General features: G+C 70.7%; 13 protein-coding genes. 9 read left to right on the top strand and 4 right to left on the bottom strand.

All coding sequences use genetic code 11. The features are described 5' to 3' along the window. Window positions 1–69: 69 nt before the first annotated feature. Window positions 70–1,482, bottom strand: a complete 1,413-nt coding sequence (locus IH68_RS0131695) for an MFS transporter (protein WP_420719016.1) — start codon at window positions 1,480–1,482, stop codon at window positions 70–72. Window positions 1,483–1,994: 512 nt separating this feature from the next. Here IH68_RS0131695 and IH68_RS0131690 point away from each other — a divergent pair. From IH68_RS0131690 to mfd, 3 genes are all read left to right on the top strand, one after another. Continuing rightward, window positions 1,995–2,783 carry an ABC transporter ATP-binding protein gene (locus tag IH68_RS0131690; RefSeq protein WP_030941837.1) on the top strand — a complete coding sequence of 263 codons (789 nt, stop codon included), beginning with the start codon at window positions 1,995–1,997 and terminating at the stop codon, window positions 2,781–2,783. Continuing rightward, window positions 2,780–5,347 (top strand): ABC transporter permease, encoded by a 2,568-nt coding sequence (locus IH68_RS0131685; RefSeq protein WP_030941836.1) that lies wholly within the window; start codon window positions 2,780–2,782, stop codon window positions 5,345–5,347. The genes IH68_RS0131690 and IH68_RS0131685 overlap by 4 nt, the downstream gene beginning before the upstream one ends. Window positions 5,348–5,660: 313 nt before the next feature. Beyond that, on the top strand, window positions 5,661–9,215 hold the full coding sequence (mfd, locus tag IH68_RS0131680) for a transcription-repair coupling factor (protein WP_030941835.1): 3,555 nt from the start codon (window positions 5,661–5,663) through the stop codon (window positions 9,213–9,215). 99 nt (window positions 9,216–9,314) lie between these two features. Here mfd and IH68_RS0131675 read toward each other — a convergent pair whose 3' ends face one another. Continuing rightward, window positions 9,315–9,500 carry an antitoxin gene (locus IH68_RS0131675; RefSeq protein ID WP_030941834.1) on the bottom strand — a complete coding sequence of 62 codons (186 nt, stop codon included), beginning with the start codon at window positions 9,498–9,500 and terminating at the stop codon, window positions 9,315–9,317. 208 nt (window positions 9,501–9,708) lie between these two features. Here IH68_RS0131675 and IH68_RS0131670 point away from each other — a divergent pair, with 208 nt between their 5' ends. Continuing rightward, the gene (locus tag IH68_RS0131670; protein WP_030941833.1) at window positions 9,709–10,428 is read left to right on the top strand and encodes an HNH endonuclease family protein; all 720 of its coding nucleotides are present in this window, start codon (window positions 9,709–9,711) and stop codon (window positions 10,426–10,428) included. 21 nt (window positions 10,429–10,449) lie between these two features. On the opposite strand, the gene IH68_RS0131665 is transcribed toward IH68_RS0131670, so the two are convergent. Together IH68_RS0131665 and IH68_RS0131660 are read right to left on the bottom strand one after the other, a co-directional pair. After that, window positions 10,450–11,166: a hypothetical protein gene (locus IH68_RS0131665; RefSeq protein ID WP_030941832.1), complete on the bottom strand. Its 717-nt coding sequence runs from the start codon at window positions 11,164–11,166 to the stop codon at window positions 10,450–10,452. A 167-nt stretch (window positions 11,167–11,333) separates the two neighbouring features. Further along, entirely contained in the window at window positions 11,334–12,017 is a 684-nt protein-coding gene (locus tag IH68_RS0131660) for a hypothetical protein (protein WP_030941829.1), read from the bottom strand. Between the two features lie 210 nt (window positions 12,018–12,227). Between IH68_RS0131660 and IH68_RS0131655 the strand changes: the two genes are divergently transcribed. The 5 genes from IH68_RS0131655 to IH68_RS0131635 all read left to right on the top strand — a co-directional run bounded on the left by IH68_RS0131655 (window position 12,228) and on the right by IH68_RS0131635 (window position 18,402). Then, window positions 12,228–14,390: an N-6 DNA methylase gene (locus IH68_RS0131655; protein ID WP_030941827.1), complete on the top strand. Its 2,163-nt coding sequence runs from the start codon at window positions 12,228–12,230 to the stop codon at window positions 14,388–14,390. A gap of 129 nt (window positions 14,391–14,519) precedes the next feature. Continuing rightward, window positions 14,520–15,110, top strand: a complete 591-nt coding sequence (locus IH68_RS0131650) for a hypothetical protein (protein ID WP_030941825.1) — start codon at window positions 14,520–14,522, stop codon at window positions 15,108–15,110. Window positions 15,111–15,148: 38 nt separating this feature from the next. After that, window positions 15,149–16,642: a serine/threonine-protein kinase gene (locus IH68_RS0131645; RefSeq protein WP_267883751.1), complete on the top strand. Its 1,494-nt coding sequence runs from the start codon at window positions 15,149–15,151 to the stop codon at window positions 16,640–16,642. A 141-nt stretch (window positions 16,643–16,783) separates the two neighbouring features. After that, the gene (locus IH68_RS0131640; RefSeq protein WP_030941820.1) at window positions 16,784–17,611 is read left to right on the top strand and encodes a glycoside hydrolase domain-containing protein; all 828 of its coding nucleotides are present in this window, start codon (window positions 16,784–16,786) and stop codon (window positions 17,609–17,611) included. Window positions 17,612–17,754: 143 nt separating this feature from the next. Continuing rightward, window positions 17,755–18,402, top strand: a complete 648-nt coding sequence (locus tag IH68_RS0131635) for a SurA N-terminal domain-containing protein (RefSeq protein ID WP_030941818.1) — start codon at window positions 17,755–17,757, stop codon at window positions 18,400–18,402. Window positions 18,403–18,481 lie beyond the last annotated feature (79 nt).

The raw sequence follows: 18,481 nt of genomic DNA, 5'->3' as shown, positions 1-18,481 counted from the left end.
CTGCGGTGTTACCCGCGTTAACTCGGACTTTTGCGGTCGGGGAGCGGCCGGTGCCCCTGCCGGGGACCGTCAGTCCTTGAGCACCGGGAAGCGGCGCGGGGCCAGGAACAGCAGCACCAGGAAGGCCGCGGCGGCCGCGCACCCGGCGCCCAGATACACCGCGTGCACCGCGTCCGCGATCGCCCGCCGGGTGGCGTCCGGCACCTGACCCGCATCCAGTCCCCGCGTCACCGAGTCGAAGTCGCTCGCGCCGCCCAGCCTGTCGGCGAGCACCCCGTTGGCCACCGCGCCGAACACCGACGCCCCGATCGTCTGGCCCGTCTGGCGGCAGAACAGCACCGACGCCGTCGTCGTGCCGCGTTCCGCCCACCCCACCGTCGACTGCACGCCCACGATCAGCGGGAGCTGGAACAGACCCAGGGCCGCGCCGAGGAGCAGCATCAGCAGGGCCGGCTGCCAGGCTCGGCCCGGGTAGGGCAGGAACGGGAACGCGAACAGGATCAGCGCCGCCGTCCCGATGCCGAGCATCGCGGTGTTGCGGAAGCCGATCCGCCGGTACACGTGCTGGCTCAGGGCCGCCGAGACCGGCCAGCTCAGCGTCCACACCGACAGCACGAAGCCGGCCGCCACCGGGGCCAGGCCCAGCACCGACTGCGCGTACGTCGGCAGGAACACGCTCGGCGCCACCATCAGCAGCCCCAGCGCACCCAGGGCGAGATTGACCGCCGCGATCGTACGGCGCCGCCACACCCAGCCGGGGATGATCGGCTCGGCCGCCCGGCGTTCGACCAGAACCACCACCGCCACCAGCACAAGTCCCGTACCGAACAAGGCCGTTGACGGCACCGACAGCCACGGCCAGGCCACCCCGCCCTGCACCAGGGCCGTCAGCAGGACGCCCCCGCACGCGAACACCGCCAGTGCGCCCGCCCAGTCGATACGGGGACGCTCGGCCGGCTTTTGCTGCGGCTCGTGCAGATGACGGACGATCAGCCACAACGCCACCGCGCCGATCGGGAGGTTCACCAGGAAGATCCAGCGCCAGTCGGCATAGGCCGCCAGGACGCCGCCCACGCCCGGGCCGGCCACCGCCGACACCGCCCACACCGTGGACAGCTTGGACTGGATCTTCGGGCGGTCCTTGAGCGGGTAGAGGTCGGCGGCGAGCGTCTGCACCGTGCCCTGCAGCGCCCCGCCGCCCAGGCCCTGGAGGATGCGGAAAGCGATCAACGCCCCCATGTTCCAGGCCACCGCGCACAGCAGCGAACCGGCCAGGAACACCGACGCGCCCGCTATCAGGACCGGCTTGCGGCCGAAGGTGTCCGACAGCTTGCCGTACACCGGGAGCGTCACCGTCACGGCGAGCAGATAGCCCGAGAACAGCCAGGAGAAGACCGCGAAGCCGCCCAGGTCACCGACGATCTGCGGGACGGCCGTCGAGACGATCGTGGCGTCGAGGGCGGCCAGCGCCATGGCGAGCATGAGCGCGGCGACCACGGCGCGGCGTCGGCGCGTGTCCTGCGTGCGCTTGGTCGCGGCCGTCCGTATCCCGGTGTCCCCCTGGTCCACAGGATTCCTTCCCCTTGCATCTATCCGCCGCCGAACAGCTTCCCACTTGACCCTGACGCGACGGGAGGGTGGAAGCTGACTGCGCCGAAGGGTGGACCGGAACCCCGAGAACGTCTCCACCCGTCGGTGGACTGCCCCTAGGGGTTCCTCCGTACTACGGCCCGGGGAGGGTTCGTACCGCCGGAGGAGGAGAGCGGCTCGGGGCGTCCTTAACCTGGTTTTACGTCGCTGGGGAGCCGGTGAGGGGTGGTTGACCGAACCGGCGGGGGTGGGGTTTTCCCCAGCACAAGAGGGTGCCGAGCACCAGCGCGCCGGATGCCTCTCCGACGCCAGACTCATCCACGTAACCAGCACAGCACGACCGGCAGGACCAGGCCGACGCAGCACTCGTGCGTCATCTTCGTAACCGACATAGGAGACTTACCATGACTTCGGCCGTGACCATTCCCAGGCACGGGGGCACTGGAGGGCGTACGGCCGTTGCCGCCCGGGCGCGCCAGGTCGTGAAGGCGTACGGGTCCGGGGAGACCCGTGTCGTCGCCCTCGACCATGTGGATGTGGACATCGCCCGCGGGCAGTTCACCGCGATCATGGGCCCCTCGGGGTCCGGCAAGTCCACCCTGATGCACTGCCTGGCCGGGCTCGACACCGTCTCGTCGGGGCAGATCTACCTCGACGAGACCGAGATCACCGGACTCAAGGACAAGAAGCTCACACAGCTGCGCCGGGACCGGATCGGGTTCATCTTCCAGGCGTTCAACCTGCTGCCGACGCTGAACGCCCTTGAGAACATCACGCTGCCCATGGACATCGCCGGGCGCAAGCCCGACAAGCAGTGGCTCGCGCGGGTCGTCGACACCGTCGGGCTGAGCGACCGGCTCAAGCACCGGCCCACCCAGCTCTCCGGCGGTCAGCAGCAGCGCGTCGCCGTGGCCCGTGCGCTGGCCGCACGGCCCGAGATCATCTTCGGTGACGAGCCGACCGGAAACCTCGACTCCCGTGCGGGAGCAGAGGTGTTGGGCTTCCTGCGGCAGTCGGTCGACGAGCTCGGGCAGACCATCGTGATGGTGACGCACGACCCGGTTGCGGCCTCCTACGCGGACCGAGTGCTGTATCTCGCCGACGGCCGGATCGTCGACGAGATGTACAAGCCGACCGCGGACGCCGTCCTCGACCGTATGAAGGACTTCGACGCCCGGGGGCGTACGTCATGACCGTGCTGAAGACCTCGATGCGCAACTTCTTTGCGCACAAGGGACGCATGGCCCTGTCGGCGATCGCCGTGCTGCTGTCGGTGGCCTTCGTCTGCGGGACGCTCGTCTTCACCGACACCATGAACACCACCTTCGACAAGCTGTTCGCGGTCACCGCGTCCGATGTCACCGTCTCCCCGAAGGCCGCGAAGAGCGACGACACACCGCAGAACGGGGTGCCCGAGTCGCTGCCCGCCTCCGTGCTGCAGCGGGCCCGCACGGCCGAGGGCGTCAAGTCGGCCGAGGGCGGGGTCAGTTCGATGAACGTGACCGTCGTCAACAGCCACAACGACAACATGGGATCCAGCACCGGCGCGCCCACCATCGCCGCCAACTGGACCAACGACGAGCTGCGTTCGATGGAGATCACCTCCGGGCACGCCCCGCGCGGGCCGACCGAGGTGATGGTCGACGCCGACACCGCCGACAAGCACCACCTCAAGATGGGCGACGAACTGCGCACCATCGCGCAGACCGGTGACTTCAAGGCGAGGATCGTCGGCATCGCCACCTTCAAGGTGACCAACCCCGGTGCCGCCGTCGTCTACTTCGACACCGCCACCGCACAGCGCGAACTGCTCGGCGCCACCGGCCGGTTCACCCAGATCGGCGTCACCGCCGCGGCCGGCGTCTCCGACACGCAGCTCAAGCAGAACATGGCGCGGGCGCTCGGTACGGGGACGTACAAACTGCAGACCGCCAAGGAGAACGCCGACGAGAACCGCAAGGGCGTCGGCCAGTTCATGAACGTCATCAAGTACGCCATGCTCGGCTTCGCCGGGATCGCGTTCCTGGTGGGCATCTTCCTGATCATCAACACCTTCTCGATGCTGGTCGCCCAGCGCACCCGCGAGATCGGCCTGATGCGGGCGATCGGTTCGTCCCGCAAGCAGGTCAACCGTTCGGTGCTGGTCGAGGCGACGCTGCTCGGGGTCGTCGGATCCGCGCTCGGCGTCGGCGCCGGTGTCGGTATCGCGGTCGGCCTGATGAAGCTCATGGGGTCCATGGGCATGGACCTGTCGACACGGGACCTCACGGTGAAGTGGACCACCCCGCTGGCCGGCATGCTCCTCGGCATCGTCGTCACCGTCCTCGCCGCCTACCTGCCGGCCCGCCGCGCCGGCAAGGTCTCCCCGATGGCCGCACTGCGCGACGCCGGTACGCCGGCCGACGGCAGGGCGGGCTGGGTGCGCGCCCTGATCGGGCTCGTCCTCACCGGGGCCGGAGGCGCCGCCCTGTACGCGGCGGCCACGGCGAAGAAGGCGAGCGACGGATCGGGGATGCTGGGCCTGGGCGTCCTACTGTCCCTGATCGGCTTCGTGATCATCGGCCCGCTGCTGGCCGGCGGGGTCGTCCGGGTGATCAGCGCGGTGCTGCTGAGGGCCTTCGGCCCGGTCGGCCGCATGGCCGAGCGCAACGCGCTGCGCAACCCCAGGCGTACGGGTGCCACGGGCGCGGCCCTGATGATCGGCCTGGCGCTGGTGGCCTGTCTGTCGGTGGTCGGCTCCTCGATGGTCGCCTCGGCGACGGGCGAGCTCGACAAGTCGGTCGGCGCGGACTTCATCGTCACGGGCAAGCAGCGGATCGTCCCGCAGGCCGAGAAGGCCATGGAGCAGACGCCGGGCCTGGCCCACGTCACCCGCTACAAGGATCTCCACGCCACACTGACCTCGCCCGACGGGCAGAAGGACACCGACGGCCTCACCGCCGCCGACCCGTCCTACGCCCAGGACCTGCGGCGCGCGACCACGGCCGGCACCCTCACGGCCGCCTACGGCACCGACGCCATGTCGGTCGGCTCCAAGTACGCCAAGAAGCACGGCGTGCACGTCGGCGACACCCTCTCGGTCGCCTTCAAGGGCGGCGCCACGGCCAGGCTCAAGGTCGCGGCCATCACCGACGACGACGTCGCCATCGACCAGGGCGCGCGCTACACCAGCATCGCGACGATGAAGAAGTACCTCCCGGCCGGCAAGATCCCGCCGAACATCATCATGTTCGCCAAGGCCAAGGACGGCCAGGAGAAGCAGGCGTACGCGGCCCTGAAGACGGCGATGAAGCCGTACCCGCAGTACCAGGTCCGGGACCAGACCGACTACAAGCAGGAACTGAAGGACCAGATCGGCCAGCTCCTGAACATGGTCTACGGCCTGCTGGCACTCGCGATCATCGTGGCGATCCTGGGTGTGGTGAACACCCTGGCCCTCTCGGTGGTCGAGCGGACCCGCGAGATCGGCCTGATGCGCGCCATCGGCCTCTCCCGCCGCCAGCTGCGCCGCATGATCCGCATGGAGTCGGTCGTGATCGCCCTCTTCGGCGCCCTGCTGGGCCTGGGCCTGGGCATGGGCTGGGGTGCAACCGCCCAGAAGCTCCTCGCCCTGGAGGGCCTGAAGACCCTCGAAGTGCCCTGGCCGACGATCATCGGCGTCTTCATCGGCTCGGCCTTCGTGGGCCTGTTCGCGGCACTGATCCCGGCCTTCCGGGCAGGCCGCATGAACGTACTGAACGCGATCGCCACCGAGTAGCGATCGGTCACAGCCACCGCACACGGGGGTTGCGGGGGAGCGCCCGGTGCCGGGGAGTCTTGGGGGACTCCCTGGTGCCGGGCAGTTTCTTTCAGCCCGTCCGGCGTCTGAGGACGAGGCCGTCCAGGCCGAAAGCGGGGGTCTGGGGGCGCAGCCCCCAGGGGCGGTCACATCAATGCCGGGCACAGAGGAAACCGGCGTCATCCACAGGCCCGGCGCCCACGCGGAGCGCGACGTACGCTGGAGGGACCCCCGGCCCGCCGCGCGCGTCGGGCGATTCGCGTTGCCCACCCCCGGACGAAAGCCGCCCCGAATGAGCCTGCACGGTCTGCTCGACGCCGTCGTCAAGGACACCGCCCTCGCAGAAGCCGTCAAGGCGGCCACCGACGGCAACCGCATGCACATCGACCTCGTCGGTCCCCCCGCCGCCCGCCCCTTCGCGATCGCCGCACTCGCCCGCGAGACCGGCCGCCCCGTGCTGGCGGTGACGGCGACGGGACGCGAGGCGGAGGACCTGGCCGCCGCCCTTCGCTCGCTGCTCCCCTCGGACGGCGTCGTGGACTACCCGTCCTGGGAGACGCTCCCGCACGAGCGGCTGAGCCCCCGCAGCGACACCGTCGGACGACGCCTCGCCGTCCTGCGCCGCCTGGCCCACCCCCGCCCCGACGACCCCGAGACAGGCCCGGTCTCCGTCGTCGTGGCCCCCGTGCGGTCCGTGCTGCAACCGCAGGTCAAGGGCCTCGGAGACCTGGAACCGGTGGCTCTGCGCACCGGCCAGACCGCCGACCTGAACGAGATCGTGGAGGCCCTCGCCGCCGCCGCGTACGCGCGCGTGGAGCTCGTCGAGAAGCGCGGCGAGTTCGCCGTACGAGGCGGCATCCTGGACGTCTTCCCGCCCACCGAGGAACACCCCCTGCGCGTGGAGTTCTGGGGCGACGACGTCGAGGAGATCCGCTACTTCAAGGTCGCCGACCAGCGTTCCCTCGAAGTCGCCGACCACGGGCTGTGGGCCCCGCCCTGCCGTGAACTCCTGCTCACGGACGACGTACGGGCGCGTGCGCGTGCCCTCGCCGAGGAGCACCCGGAGCTGGGCGAGCTGCTGGGCAAGATCGCCGAGGGCATCGCGGTCGAGGGCATGGAATCCCTCGCCCCCGTCCTCGTCGACGACATGGAGCTGCTGATCGACGTCCTGCCCAAGGGCGCCATGGCCGTCGTATGCGATCCGGAGCGGGTACGCACGCGCGCCGCCGATCTGGTGGCGACCTCGCAGGAGTTCCTGCAGGCGTCCTGGGCGGCCACCGCGGGCGGCGGCGAGGCCCCCATCGACGTCGACGCGGCCTCCCTCTGGTCCATCGCGGACGTCCGCGACCGGGCCCGCGAGCTGGACATGATGTGGTGGTCGGTCTCCCCCTTCGCCGCCGACGAGACGTTCACATTTGCCGCTGACGCGGCGGGCGACGCAGACACCCTCAAGCTCGGCATGCACGCCCCCGAGAGCTACCGCGGCGACACGGCGAAAGCCCTCGCCGACACCAAGGGCTGGCTCGCCGACGGCTGGCGCACGGTGTACGTCACCGAGGCGCACGGCCCGGCGGCCCGCACCGTCGAGGTGCTCGGCGGCGAGGGCATCGCAGCCCGGCTCGACGTGGAACTCGGGGCGATCTCCCCGTCCGTCGTGCACGTGGCGTGCGGCTCGATCGACTACGGCTTCGTCGATACGACCCTGAAGCTGGCCGTGCTCACCGAGACCGACCTGTCCGGCCAGAAGGCGGCCGGCAAGGACGGCGCCCGGATGCCGGCCCGCCGCCGCAAGACCATCGACCCGCTCACCCTGGAGGCGGGCGACTACATCGTCCACGAGCAGCACGGCGTCGGCCGCTACATCGAGATGGTGCAGCGCACCGTGCAGGGCGCGACCCGCGAGTACCTGGTCGTCGAGTACGCCCCCGCCAAGCGCGGCCAGCCCGGCGACCGCCTCTACATCCCCACCGACCAGCTGGAGCAGATCACCAAGTACGTCGGTGGCGAGGCCCCCACCCTGCACCGCCTGGGCGGCGCCGACTGGACCAAGACCAAGGCACGCGCGAAGAAGGCCGTCAAGGAGATCGCGGCCGACCTCATCAGGCTGTACAGCGCGCGCATGGCGGCCCCCGGCCACACCTTCGGCTCGGACACCCCCTGGCAGCGCGAGCTGGAGGACGCCTTTCCGTACGCGGAGACGCCCGACCAGCTCACCACCATCGCCGAGGTCAAGGAAGACATGGAGAAGTCGGTCCCCATGGACCGCCTGATCTGCGGCGACGTCGGCTACGGCAAGACGGAGATCGCGGTCCGGGCCGCCTTCAAGGCCGTACAGGACGGAAAGCAGGTGGCGGTCCTGGTCCCCACCACCCTCCTGGTCCAGCAGCACTTCGGGACGTTCTCCGAGCGCTACTCCCAATTCCCGGTCAACGTGAGGGCGTTGAGCCGCTTCCAGACGGACACCGAGGCGAAGACGACTCTGGAGGGGCTGCGGGAGGGCTCGGTGGACGTCGTCATCGGCACCCACCGCCTGTTCTCCTCGGAGACCAAGTTCAAGGACCTGGGCCTGGTCATCGTCGACGAGGAGCAGCGCTTCGGCGTCGAGCACAAGGAGCAGCTGAAGAAGCTGCGCGCGAACGTCGACGTACTGACGATGTCCGCGACTCCCATCCCCAGGACGCTGGAAATGGCCGTGACCGGCATCCGTGAGATGTCCACGATCACGACACCCCCGGAGGAGCGCCACCCCGTCCTCACCTTCGTCGGGCCGTACGAGGAGAAGCAGATCGGCGCCGCGATCCGGCGTGAACTGCTGCGCGAGGGCCAGGTCTTCTACATCCACAACCGGGTGGAGTCCATCGACCGGGCCGCCTCCCGCCTGCGCGAGATCGTCCCCGAGGCGCGGATCGCCACGGCCCACGGCCAGATGTCCGAGTCGACCCTCGAACAGGTCGTCGTCGACTTCTGGGAGAAGAAGTACGACGTCCTCGTCTCGACCACGATCGTCGAGTCCGGCATCGACATCTCCAACGCCAACACCCTGATCGTGGAGCGCGGCGACAACTTCGGCCTCTCCCAGCTGCACCAGCTGCGCGGCCGGGTGGGCCGTGGCCGCGAGCGCGGATACGCGTACTTCCTGTACCCGCCGGAGAAGCCGCTGACGGAGACCGCCCACGAGCGTCTGGCGACGATCGCCCAGCACACCGAGATGGGCGCGGGCATGTACGTCGCGATGAAGGACCTGGAGATCCGCGGGGCCGGCAACCTCCTCGGCGGCGAGCAGTCCGGCCACATCGCCGGCGTCGGTTTCGACCTGTACGTCCGCATGGTCGGCGAGGCGGTCGCGGACTACCGGGCCTCCCTGGAGGGCGGGGTGGAGGAGGAGCCGCCCCTGGAGGTCAAGATCGAGCTCCCCGTCGACGCGCACGTCCCGCACGACTACGCCCCCGGCGAGCGCCTGCGCCTGCAGGCCTACCGTGCCATCGCCTCCGCCAACACGGAGGAGGACATCAAGTCCGTACGCGAGGAACTCGTGGACCGCTACGGCAAGTTGCCCGAACCGGTGGAGAACCTGCTGCTGGTGGCGGGCCTGCGCATGCTCGCCCGCGCCTGCTCGGTCGGCGAGATCGTCCTGCAGGGCAACAACATCCGCTTCGCGCCGGTGGAGTTGAGGGAGTCCCAGGAGCTCAGGCTCAAGCGCCTGTACCCGGGCACCGTCATCAAGCCGGCGGTCCACCAGGTGCTGGTGCCACGCCCGAAGACGGCGAAGGTGGGTGGAAAGCCGTTGGTCGGGCGGGAGTTGCTGGGCTGGGTGGGCGAGTTCCTGGCGTCGATTCTCGGTTCGTAGCAGTCCTGCCGAGCACCTGTTGCACATACAGAGCCGTCCGCGGGAGGCGGATTCCGCGGACGGCTTTGTATGCGGCCTCAAGGCTGTTGCGCTGTGGCCTTATGGCTGTTCGGGCCGGTCGCGATCCATGCCGAGCTGTCCCTCGATGCGCTGCTGGGCGTCGTCGACCTGGTTCTCGTACTTGTTGCCCGTTCTCTCGTTGACCTTCCGTTCCGCCGCGTCGGACATGTCCTTGGCCTTGTCCTGCATCTGGCGGTTGCTCTTGAACCTGTCGAAGATGCCCATCCAGAGCTCCTTCCGCAGACGACTCGGGAACGACGAGACTCAGGAACGACGATACGGCCGTTAAGAGTGGAATGCCCACTTTAGAACGGCCGCGGTCTGGACCTCCTGAGTGCCACCGTGCGCCCTGTCGCTACGGTGTGCGCAAACCCGTACGAGGGAAGACCGTCCGTGCGGGGGCGGACTGCTCAAGCAAGGGGAGGGGCGCACCGTGAGGCGTCTTGGGGGCGGGGCCGTGGCTGCCGTCGTGCTGGTGTTGGCCGTGACCGGGTGCAAGGCGGAGACCAAGACGGGATCCGGCGGGCCGCAGGAGACCGGGGGCGGGGGCGGGGGCGCGGCCCTCACAGCCGCCGAGCAACTGACCGTGAAGGGGCGCGCCCCGAAGACGGGTTACGCCCGCGACAGGTTCGGCGTCGCCTGGGCGGACACCGACTCCAACAGCTGCGACACCCGTGACGACATCCTCAAACGGGACCTGGACGACGTGAAGTTCAGCGACGGCAAGTGCAAGGTGTCGTACGGCGTCCTGGAGTCGGATCCGTACTCCGGCCAGAAGGTGACCTACCGGCGCGGCCGCAGCCTCGTCGACATCGACCACCTGGTCGCCCTCTCCGACGCCTGGCAGAAGGGCGCCAAGTACTGGGATGCGAGCAAGCGCATAGCCCTCGCCAACGACCCGCTCAACCTCCTCGCCGTCGGCGCGAGCGCCAACCGGTCCAAGGGCGACGGCGACACCGCGACCTGGGTGCCGCCCAAGGCCTACCGGTGCACCTACGTCGCCGCCCAGGTCGCGGTGAAGAAGAAGTACGGGCTGTGGGTGACCGCCGCGGAGAAGGCTGCGATGGAGAAGGTCCTCAGGACCTGCCCGGGGCAGAAACTCCCCTCCGGCGGCAACCCGACTCAGGCGCCGGCCCGGTTCCACGCGGACTGACGGGGACGGGCAGGGGCTCGACTACGCCCGCTTCTTGAGCGCCGCGAGGACCGTCGTCGTCACCTTCTTCGCGGACACGGCGCCGTTGTCGCTGCCCGCCGTGGACAGCACGGTGACCACCGAGTTGCCGGAGCGGGCCGCGATCAGCGTGGTGCCGTTCTCCCAGGTGCCGCTCGTCAGCGTCATCGTGTAGGCCTCGTCCCCGAGCCCGGCCGTGGACTTGCCGGTGACCTTCACCTTGGCGTGCGCGTCGGTGTCCGTGAACGTGGCGCACTCGGTGGCGACGGTCTGCAGGGCCTTCATCACCGAGGCGGCCGTGGTGCCCTGGAAGCTGTCGATCTCCTGGGCGACCTCCTGCGTCTTGTCCTTGCTCGCGTAGTCGTTCTGCGCGAACGACACGCCCCCCTTGTAGCCGCTCACCTGGATCCAGGACGTGGCTTCCAGCCTGGTGCAGTCCGGCTTCGCGGTCTTCCTGGCGGACGGGGCGAGGAAGGTGCCGCCGGTGTCCGAGGAACCGTCGGCCTCGATGGTGAGCCCGGCGGGGAAGGCCGACGCGGGCGCCAGCGCCTTCTTCAGCTGCGTTCCGGTGGGCAGACCGGCGTTGGGGTCCTTCGCGGCGCCCTTCGCGGGGGAGGCCGCGCCCCCGTCGTCGGAGGAGGAGCCGGACGAGCAGGCGGTGAGGGCCAAGGGAAGTGCCGCGACGGCGAGCAGGGTGGCGACACGAGGCGAGAGACGCATGACAGTCCTTCAGAGGATGGTGTTGACGGGGGAGTGCACGGCATGCCGTACGCGGGCCGGAAGCGGCCCGGGGGTGGGGGAGCGGTAATGGTAAGCGTGGGGGCGGGGGCGGCCCGATCCGAGGCGGGGCCCGGGCCGCGGCCCCGGCGGTCACGGGAAGGGCCGGGTCAGGCCGCCTTCTTCCAGTCGCCGCAGCCGGTGGTCTTGAAGTAGGCGTCGCCCGGGCTGATGGTGACGACGGCCGTGCCGGTCACGTTGTTGTTCGCGATGATCGAGTGGAGCGAGTGGTCGGCGTCCTTGGTCCGCTCCCAGTAGCAGGAGTCGTCCTTGTTGCCGGTGGATCTGTAGGTGCCGGGGGCGATGTCGGAGCCGACTCCGAACATCCCGCCGTCACCGGACATCCTGGCGGCGGGCGTGCCCTTCGCCTTGGTGTCGACGGCCTCCCAGTCCTTGCAGCCGTTCGACTTGAAGAGCTTGTCCGTCGCCTTGACGGTGACGTAACTGGTGCCGCTCACATTGTCGTTGGCCAGGATCGAGTCCGTCTCGCCCTTGGCGTCCTTGGCGCGCTCCCAGTAGCACATGCCGTCGGTGTTGCCGGTGGTGCGGTAGGTGCCGGGCTTGACGTCCGAGCCGACCCGGAAGTCGCCGTCGCCCGCGAACGCGGGCTTCTTCTTCTCGGCGGCCTGTGCCTTGCCGCCTCCGGAGCCGTGCTGCGCGGAGGCCGAGGAGTGCTCGCCGGAGTTCGAGCCGGAGGCGGAGCCGCTTCCGTTGTCGCCTGCGTTCGCCGAGACGACGCCGATGACCACGACCCCCACGACGGCGCCCAGCGCGATCTTGCCCTTCATGCCCATGACGTTGTCCCCCCTCGGACGTTCGGATGTGGCGAACTGCCGCTGTCCGGCGGTTGCGGTTCACGGTGTTCGCTGGGTCAATAAGAGCAGACGCTGTGAACCGAGTCAACACGATTCACGAAGTCAGATGTGTACACGGCCGTGAATGCATGGATCTTGCGTGCGTCGGTATGCTCGGCGTCACACTGCGACAACGAGGGGAGCCGGCGGGTGCAGGACAACGCGACAGAGGTGACCGCCGCCGGGATCGCCCGGCTGGCCGGCGTCGGCCGCGCCGCCGTCAGCAACTGGCGCCGCCGCCACGCCGACTTCCCCAAGCCCGTCGGCGGCACCGAGACGAGCCCGTCCTTCGCCCTCGCCGAGGTCGAGGCCTGGCTGCGCAAGCAGGGCAAACTCGCCGAGGTCCCACTCCGCGAACGCGTCTGGCAGCAGCTCGCCGGGCATCCCGAAGGTCCCGTCACCGCGTTGACCCACGCCGGCTGCGCCCTGCTGCTCATCCATGACCGGCCGACGGTCTGGCTGGAGGCGAGCGCGGGATCGGACGAGCGGCTGGCGGCGATGTTGACGGGCGCATTGGAGGAAGTCCTGGTGCCGCGCTTCGGGGCGCCGGTTCGAGGGCGCGGTGTTCACAGCGGATCGACCGGAGGTGCGGCGACGGGTGTGAACTCCCCGCTTCCTGTGAACTCCCCGCTTGCCGTGAACACCCCCACCTCAGCCCACGCCCCCGCCTCCGCCCCCACACCACCCGCCGTGCAAGCCCCCTCCGGCCCCCAGCTCCTCCCCTCCGCCCCCCTCCTGCGCGGTGTCGCCGAACTCGCCGCCGAATCGGGTGCCCGCCAGACCTTCGAGTTCCTGCTCGGCCGGTACCTCGACGCCAACCCCCGGCAGTACACGCTCACCCCCACCGAACTCGCCGGCCTGATGGCCGACCTGGCAGGTCCCGCCCGCACCCTCCTCGACCCCGCCTGCGGCACCGGCGCCCTCCTGCGCGCCGTCACCTCCCGCCCCGACCAGGAGCTCTACGCCCAGGACAGCGCCCCCGACCTCGCCGCGCTCACCGCTCTTCGCCTCGCCCTGCACACGCAGGCGACCGTGCGCGGCGCCGCGGGCGACACCCTGCGCGCCGACGCCTACCCCGAGCTGCGCGCCGACGCCGTGCTGTGCCACCCCCCGTTCAACGAACGCAACTGGGGCCACGACGAACTCGCCTACGACCCCCGCTGGGAGTACGGCTTCCCGGCCCGGAACGAATCCGAGCTGGCCTGGGCCCAGCACGCGCTCGCCCGCCTGAGCGACGGCGGTACCGCCGTCCTGCTCATGCCGCCCGCCGCCGCCTCCCGCCGCTCAGGCCGCCGTATCCGCGCCGACCTGCTGCGCCGCGGTGCCCTGCGCGCCGTCGTCGCCCTGCCCCTCGGTGCTGCACCCCCGTACAACATCCCGCTCCACCTGTGGGTGCTGCGCCGCCCCGGCAAGGCGCCGGCGCAGCCCGAGGTGCTGCTAGCCGACACCGGGCAGTACGCCACCGAGGGACGCGGCGGTCCCGACTGGCGTGCCGTGCGCGAGGCCGTGCTCGACGCCTGGGGCGCCTTCGACCGCGCCGGAACGCTCGACGAACGCCCGGGCCTGGCGCGGTCCCTGCCCGTCATCGACCTCCTCGACGACGACGTGGACCTCGCCCCGGCCCGCCATCTGCCGCCCCCGGCCGCGGCGGACGGCGCCGGCGCGCTCACCGCCGTACGCGAACGACTCGGCGAGACCCTGCAGCTGACCGCAGACCTCACCCCGCCGCCCGCGGACCACGCTCAGCCCGCGCCCCGCTGGCCGTTCACCACCGTCGGTGAACTCGCGCGCGGGGGAGCCCTGGTGCTGCGCACCGGCGGAAACGGCGGTCACGCGCGCGTGCCCGTCCTCACCGACCACGACGTCTTCGCCGGAACGGCCCCCTCCGGCGCCCTCCCCGAGAGCGACGAGGAGGCCGTGCTGACGCAGCCGGGCGACATCGTCGTGCCGGTGCTCGGCGGCGGCTCGGTGGCCCGCGTGATCGACGCCGCGACCGCGGGCGCCGCCCTGGGGCGCAACCTCGTCCTCCTGCGCCCCGATCCCGCGGCGCTCGACCCCTGGTTCCTCGCCGGCTTCCTGCGCGGCACCGCCAACAACCGCCAGGCCAGCAGCTACGCCTCCACAGCCACCCGCCTCGACGTGCGCCGCCTCCAACTGCCCCGCCTGCCCCTGGACGAACAGCGGCGCTACGGCGAACGCTTCCGCGCCCTCGACGACTTCGAGCGCGCCCTGAGGCACGCCGGCCGCCTCGGGGAGCAACTCGTGCGCGGGATGTACGACGGGCTGACGGACGGGACGGTCGCACCGGACTGACGCGTTCCCCGTCGTGGGACGTGCCCGGCACGACAACGGTTCGGTACAACCCGGGACCGGTTGTCCTTGTCGGCCTATACGCTCGGACCCGGTACTTACGTTCGTCCCATCAGGTCTCCAGGAGCAGCCATGCAGGGCCACGGCTACGCCCCGCCCCAGCCGCGTCGACCCTCGACCGCGGTGTTGGTGCTGCTTCGCGTGATCTTCGTGGCGGTGGCGATCCTCAGCATCGGCTTTCTGGCGTGGGTGGCGACGCTGCGGGCGGCGATCGTGACCCGCAGGCGGACCGACTGGTGGATCTTCGGCGGATCGCTGGCGGTCCTCGGCATCAGTTTCGGGTTCCTCGCCACCGACCACACCGACGACTTCAGCACGCCGAACGGCAACGCGGGCATGATCATCCTGCTGCTCAACGCCGCGGCCTGTGCCGGCTACTACCTGTACGCGGACATACGCCACTTCGCTCCGCATCCCATTAGCTATGCGATGCCCCAGGCCCCAGGCATGGGCTACGGCTACCCGCAGCCCCCGTCGCCGTACGCGGCCACCCAGCCTCAGACACCCGTGGTGGCAGCGCCGCCCGCCCCCGTACCGCCGCCCCCGCCGCAGCGCCCCGCGCCCGCCCGTATCGACCAGGTGCGCGCCGAACTCGACGAGCTGAGCGACTATCTGCGCCAGCACCCCGGCCACAGCGACGGCAACCACGAGGGCGGAAGGTGACCGTGGCGGCAGGACGGGTCGTCGCCGGCCGCTATGCGCTGTCCACGCTCATCGGGCAGGGCGGCATGGGCCAGGTCTGGACGGCGTACGACCAAAGACTCGACCGGCGTGTGGCGGTGAAGCTGCTGCGCCCCGACAAGGTCGCCGGGCAGGAGGCCGACGAACTGCGCCGCCGCTTCGTGCGCGAGTGCCGGGTGACCGCGCAGGTCGACCACCCCGGGCTGGTCACCGTGCACGACGCGGGCAGCGAGGGCGAGGAGCTGTTCCTCGTCATGCAGTACGTCGACGGCGCCGACCTCTCCGACCACCTCGCCGAGCACGACCCCTACCCCTGGCAGTGGGCGGTCGCGGTCGCCGCGCAACTGTGCGCCGTACTGAGCGCCGTGCACGCCGTGCCGATCGTCCACCGCGACCTCAAGCCGCGCAATGTGATGGTGAAGCAGGACGGCACGGTCACCGTCCTCGACCTCGGCGTCGCCTCCGTCATGGACGCCGACACCACCCGTCTCACCCACACCGGCACCCCCATCGGCTCGCCCGCCTACATGGCGCCCGAGCAGGCGATGGGCGGCGCGGTCGGCCCGTACACCGACCTGTACGCGCTCGGTGTGCTGCTGCACGAACTCCTCAGCGGTGACGTCCCGTTCGCGGGCTCCACGGCACTCGGTGTACTGCACCGGCACCTGTACGAGCCGCCGGTGCCCGTGCGCCGTATCCGCCCCGAGGTCCCCGAGGCCCTCGAAGCCCTGGTGCTGCGCCTGCTCGCCAAGGACCCGATGCACCGCCCCGCCTCCGCGCAGGAGGTCTACGAACACCTGGCGCTGCTCCTGCCCGCGCGCGGGACGCCCACCGGGGCGCCCCTCGACCCCACCCGCCCCTTCCTGCGCCCGCACGCCCCCTGGCCGGACCGCGCCCGCACCCCCGCGCCCCAGCCCGCCCCGGTCACCCCGGCGGTCGAGAAGGCGGAGAAACCCGACGTCGCCCGCGCCGTCGACGAGGTCAAGCGCCTCCTCGGCGAGGGCCGCATCACCCAGGCCGTCGACATCCTCGGCGCGATCCTGCCCGCCGCCGCCGAACAGCACGGCGAGCACTCCCCGGTCGTCCGCACCCTGCGCAAGCAGTACGCGGCCACCCTCATGGACGACGGCCAGTACCGGCGCGCGCTGCCCGAACTGCGCCGCCTCGCCGACGAACGCGCCGCCGAGGCGGGCCAGGCGGACCCGCAGTCGCTGCGCTTCCGCTACGAGGCCGCCCAGTGCCTGGAGTCCCTCGGCGAACCGGCCGCCGCGCTCGCCGAGTACCGCGCACTGCTGCCGTACTACGAGAACCAGTACGTGGCCGGGGACCCCGAGCTCGCCCACGACGTCCGCCGCCGCATCGGCCACCTCCTCCTCGCCCTCGGCGACCGCGCCGCCGCCCACGACACACTCGCCCGGCTCCTGCTCGACGTGGAGCACCTGCGCGGCCCCGGCCACCCGCTCGCGGCCGAAATCCGCCGCACCCTGGGGTGGTTGGGGCAGGTGCGCGGCTAGATTTTGCCGATTCCTGGGAGATTCTTGTGATCTCTGAGGGCTTACGTTTCCCGAACACATGAGCGGCGCCGGATAGGTTGCCGTTCGTTTTACGCCGGGCGACGCAGAACCGGGCTTGGCACAACCAGGGGTGGGGTACACATGGCCGGTCATCGGCAGTCCAAGAAGCGCAGATACATCACCTGGGCCGCCGCCGGTGCCGCCGTGGTCGCGGGAGCCGGCCTCGCCGCTCAGAGCTCCATGGCCGCCACGACCTGGCCCGCGCAGAAGACGTACACCGGACGCGCCTTCGACACCTGCGCCGCGCCCTCCCTCGCCGCGATGAAGGCCTGGAAGGGCGGCCTCTACGGCGCCGCGGCCGTCTACGTCGGCGGCAGGAACCGCGGCTGCTCCCAGCCCAACCTCACCGCCTCCTGGGTGAAGTCGGTCAGCACGGTCGGCTGGAAGCTCATCCCGCTCTACGTCGGCGCCCAGCCGCCCTGCCAGTCCGGCTCCAGCCCCGAGAAGATCACCGCCACCACGGCCGCCTCCCTCGGCAGGACCGACGCGGACGACGCCGTCGCCAAGTCCTCCGCACTCGGCATGAAGGCCGGCAGCCCGATCTACCTGGACATGGAGTCGTACGACATCACGAACACGTCGTGCAACAACGCCGTGCTCACCTACGTCCGCGCCTTCGACAAGGAGCTGCGCGCCAAGGTGTACCGCGCCGGCTACTACGGCTTCACCAGCTCCAGCGCGAAGGCGATCGCGAACGCCGCCGACAAGACCGACCTGCCGGGCAACCTCTGGTACGCCCTGTGGGACAAGCAGAACACCACGACCGCTGACTGGCCCTTCGGCCCGACCCAGTACACCGGCCACAGCCGCGGTCACCAGTACCTGGTCAACAGCAAGGAGACGCGGAACGGCTACACGATCACCGTGGACCGCGATGCGTGGGACGCCCCGGTGGCCATCACCGGCTGACCTCCGGCACCCGCCGAGGCGCGGCGGTGCCCGAAGTCGCGGTGAATCGTTGGTCGAATGGGTTGGCCACAGCCGACCCACTGCCTACCATCGATCACCGCAAGACTTTGTGCACCGTCGCACAATCTCCTCGGGAGGCTTCCTTGCACCGCCGCCGTCGCACCGCGCTCGTCCTCACCGCCGCGATCGCCGCCGCGGCCCCCCTCCTGACCGCCTGCGGCAGCGATGCGCACCCCGGTGCGGCAGCCGTCGTCGGCGGTCAGCGGATCACCGTGGCGCAGCTGGAGACCCGGGTGAACGAGGTGCGCACGGCGCAGCGGGCGGCCGTGAAGGACGAGGCGCAGTACAAGCAGGCCGTCTCGCAGACCGCCGGCCTCACCCGCGACACCCTGCACGGGATGGTCATCGACAAGGTGCTGCACCGCGCCGCCCAGGACGCGGGCGTGAGCGTCACGCCCAAGGAGGTCCAGCAGATGCGCACCGGCCTGGAACAGCAGGTCGGCGGCTCCAAGGCACTGCAGACGGCCTGGCTCCAGCAGTACGGCGTCGCCCCGCAGCGCCTGGACGAGAACCTGCGCCTGCAGCTGGAGGCCCAGAAGCTGGCCCAGGCCCTCGGCGCCGACACCAGCAAGCCGGCCTTCTGGAACGCCCTGTCCAAGGCGTCCAAGGAACTCCACGTCGACCTCAACCCGCGCTACGGCACCTGGGACGTCCAGAAGAGCAGCCGCGTCGACGCGAAGACCCCGTGGGTGCGAGAGGTCACGGCGACCGGTACACAGCAGACGGCGTAACGGTCCTCCAGGGCCGCCGACCCTGTGGACAGCGGCCCTGCGGACCACAGCCCTGTGGACAACCTCTGGGGCTGTCGGC

It is taken from the genome of Streptomyces sp. NRRL S-646 (genome assembly GCF_000720765.1).
Lineage (GTDB): Bacteria > Actinomycetota > Actinomycetes > Streptomycetales > Streptomycetaceae > Streptomyces.
Note: the sequence above shows the minus strand (reverse complement) of the source record. Positions and strands in the feature narration are given on the sequence as shown.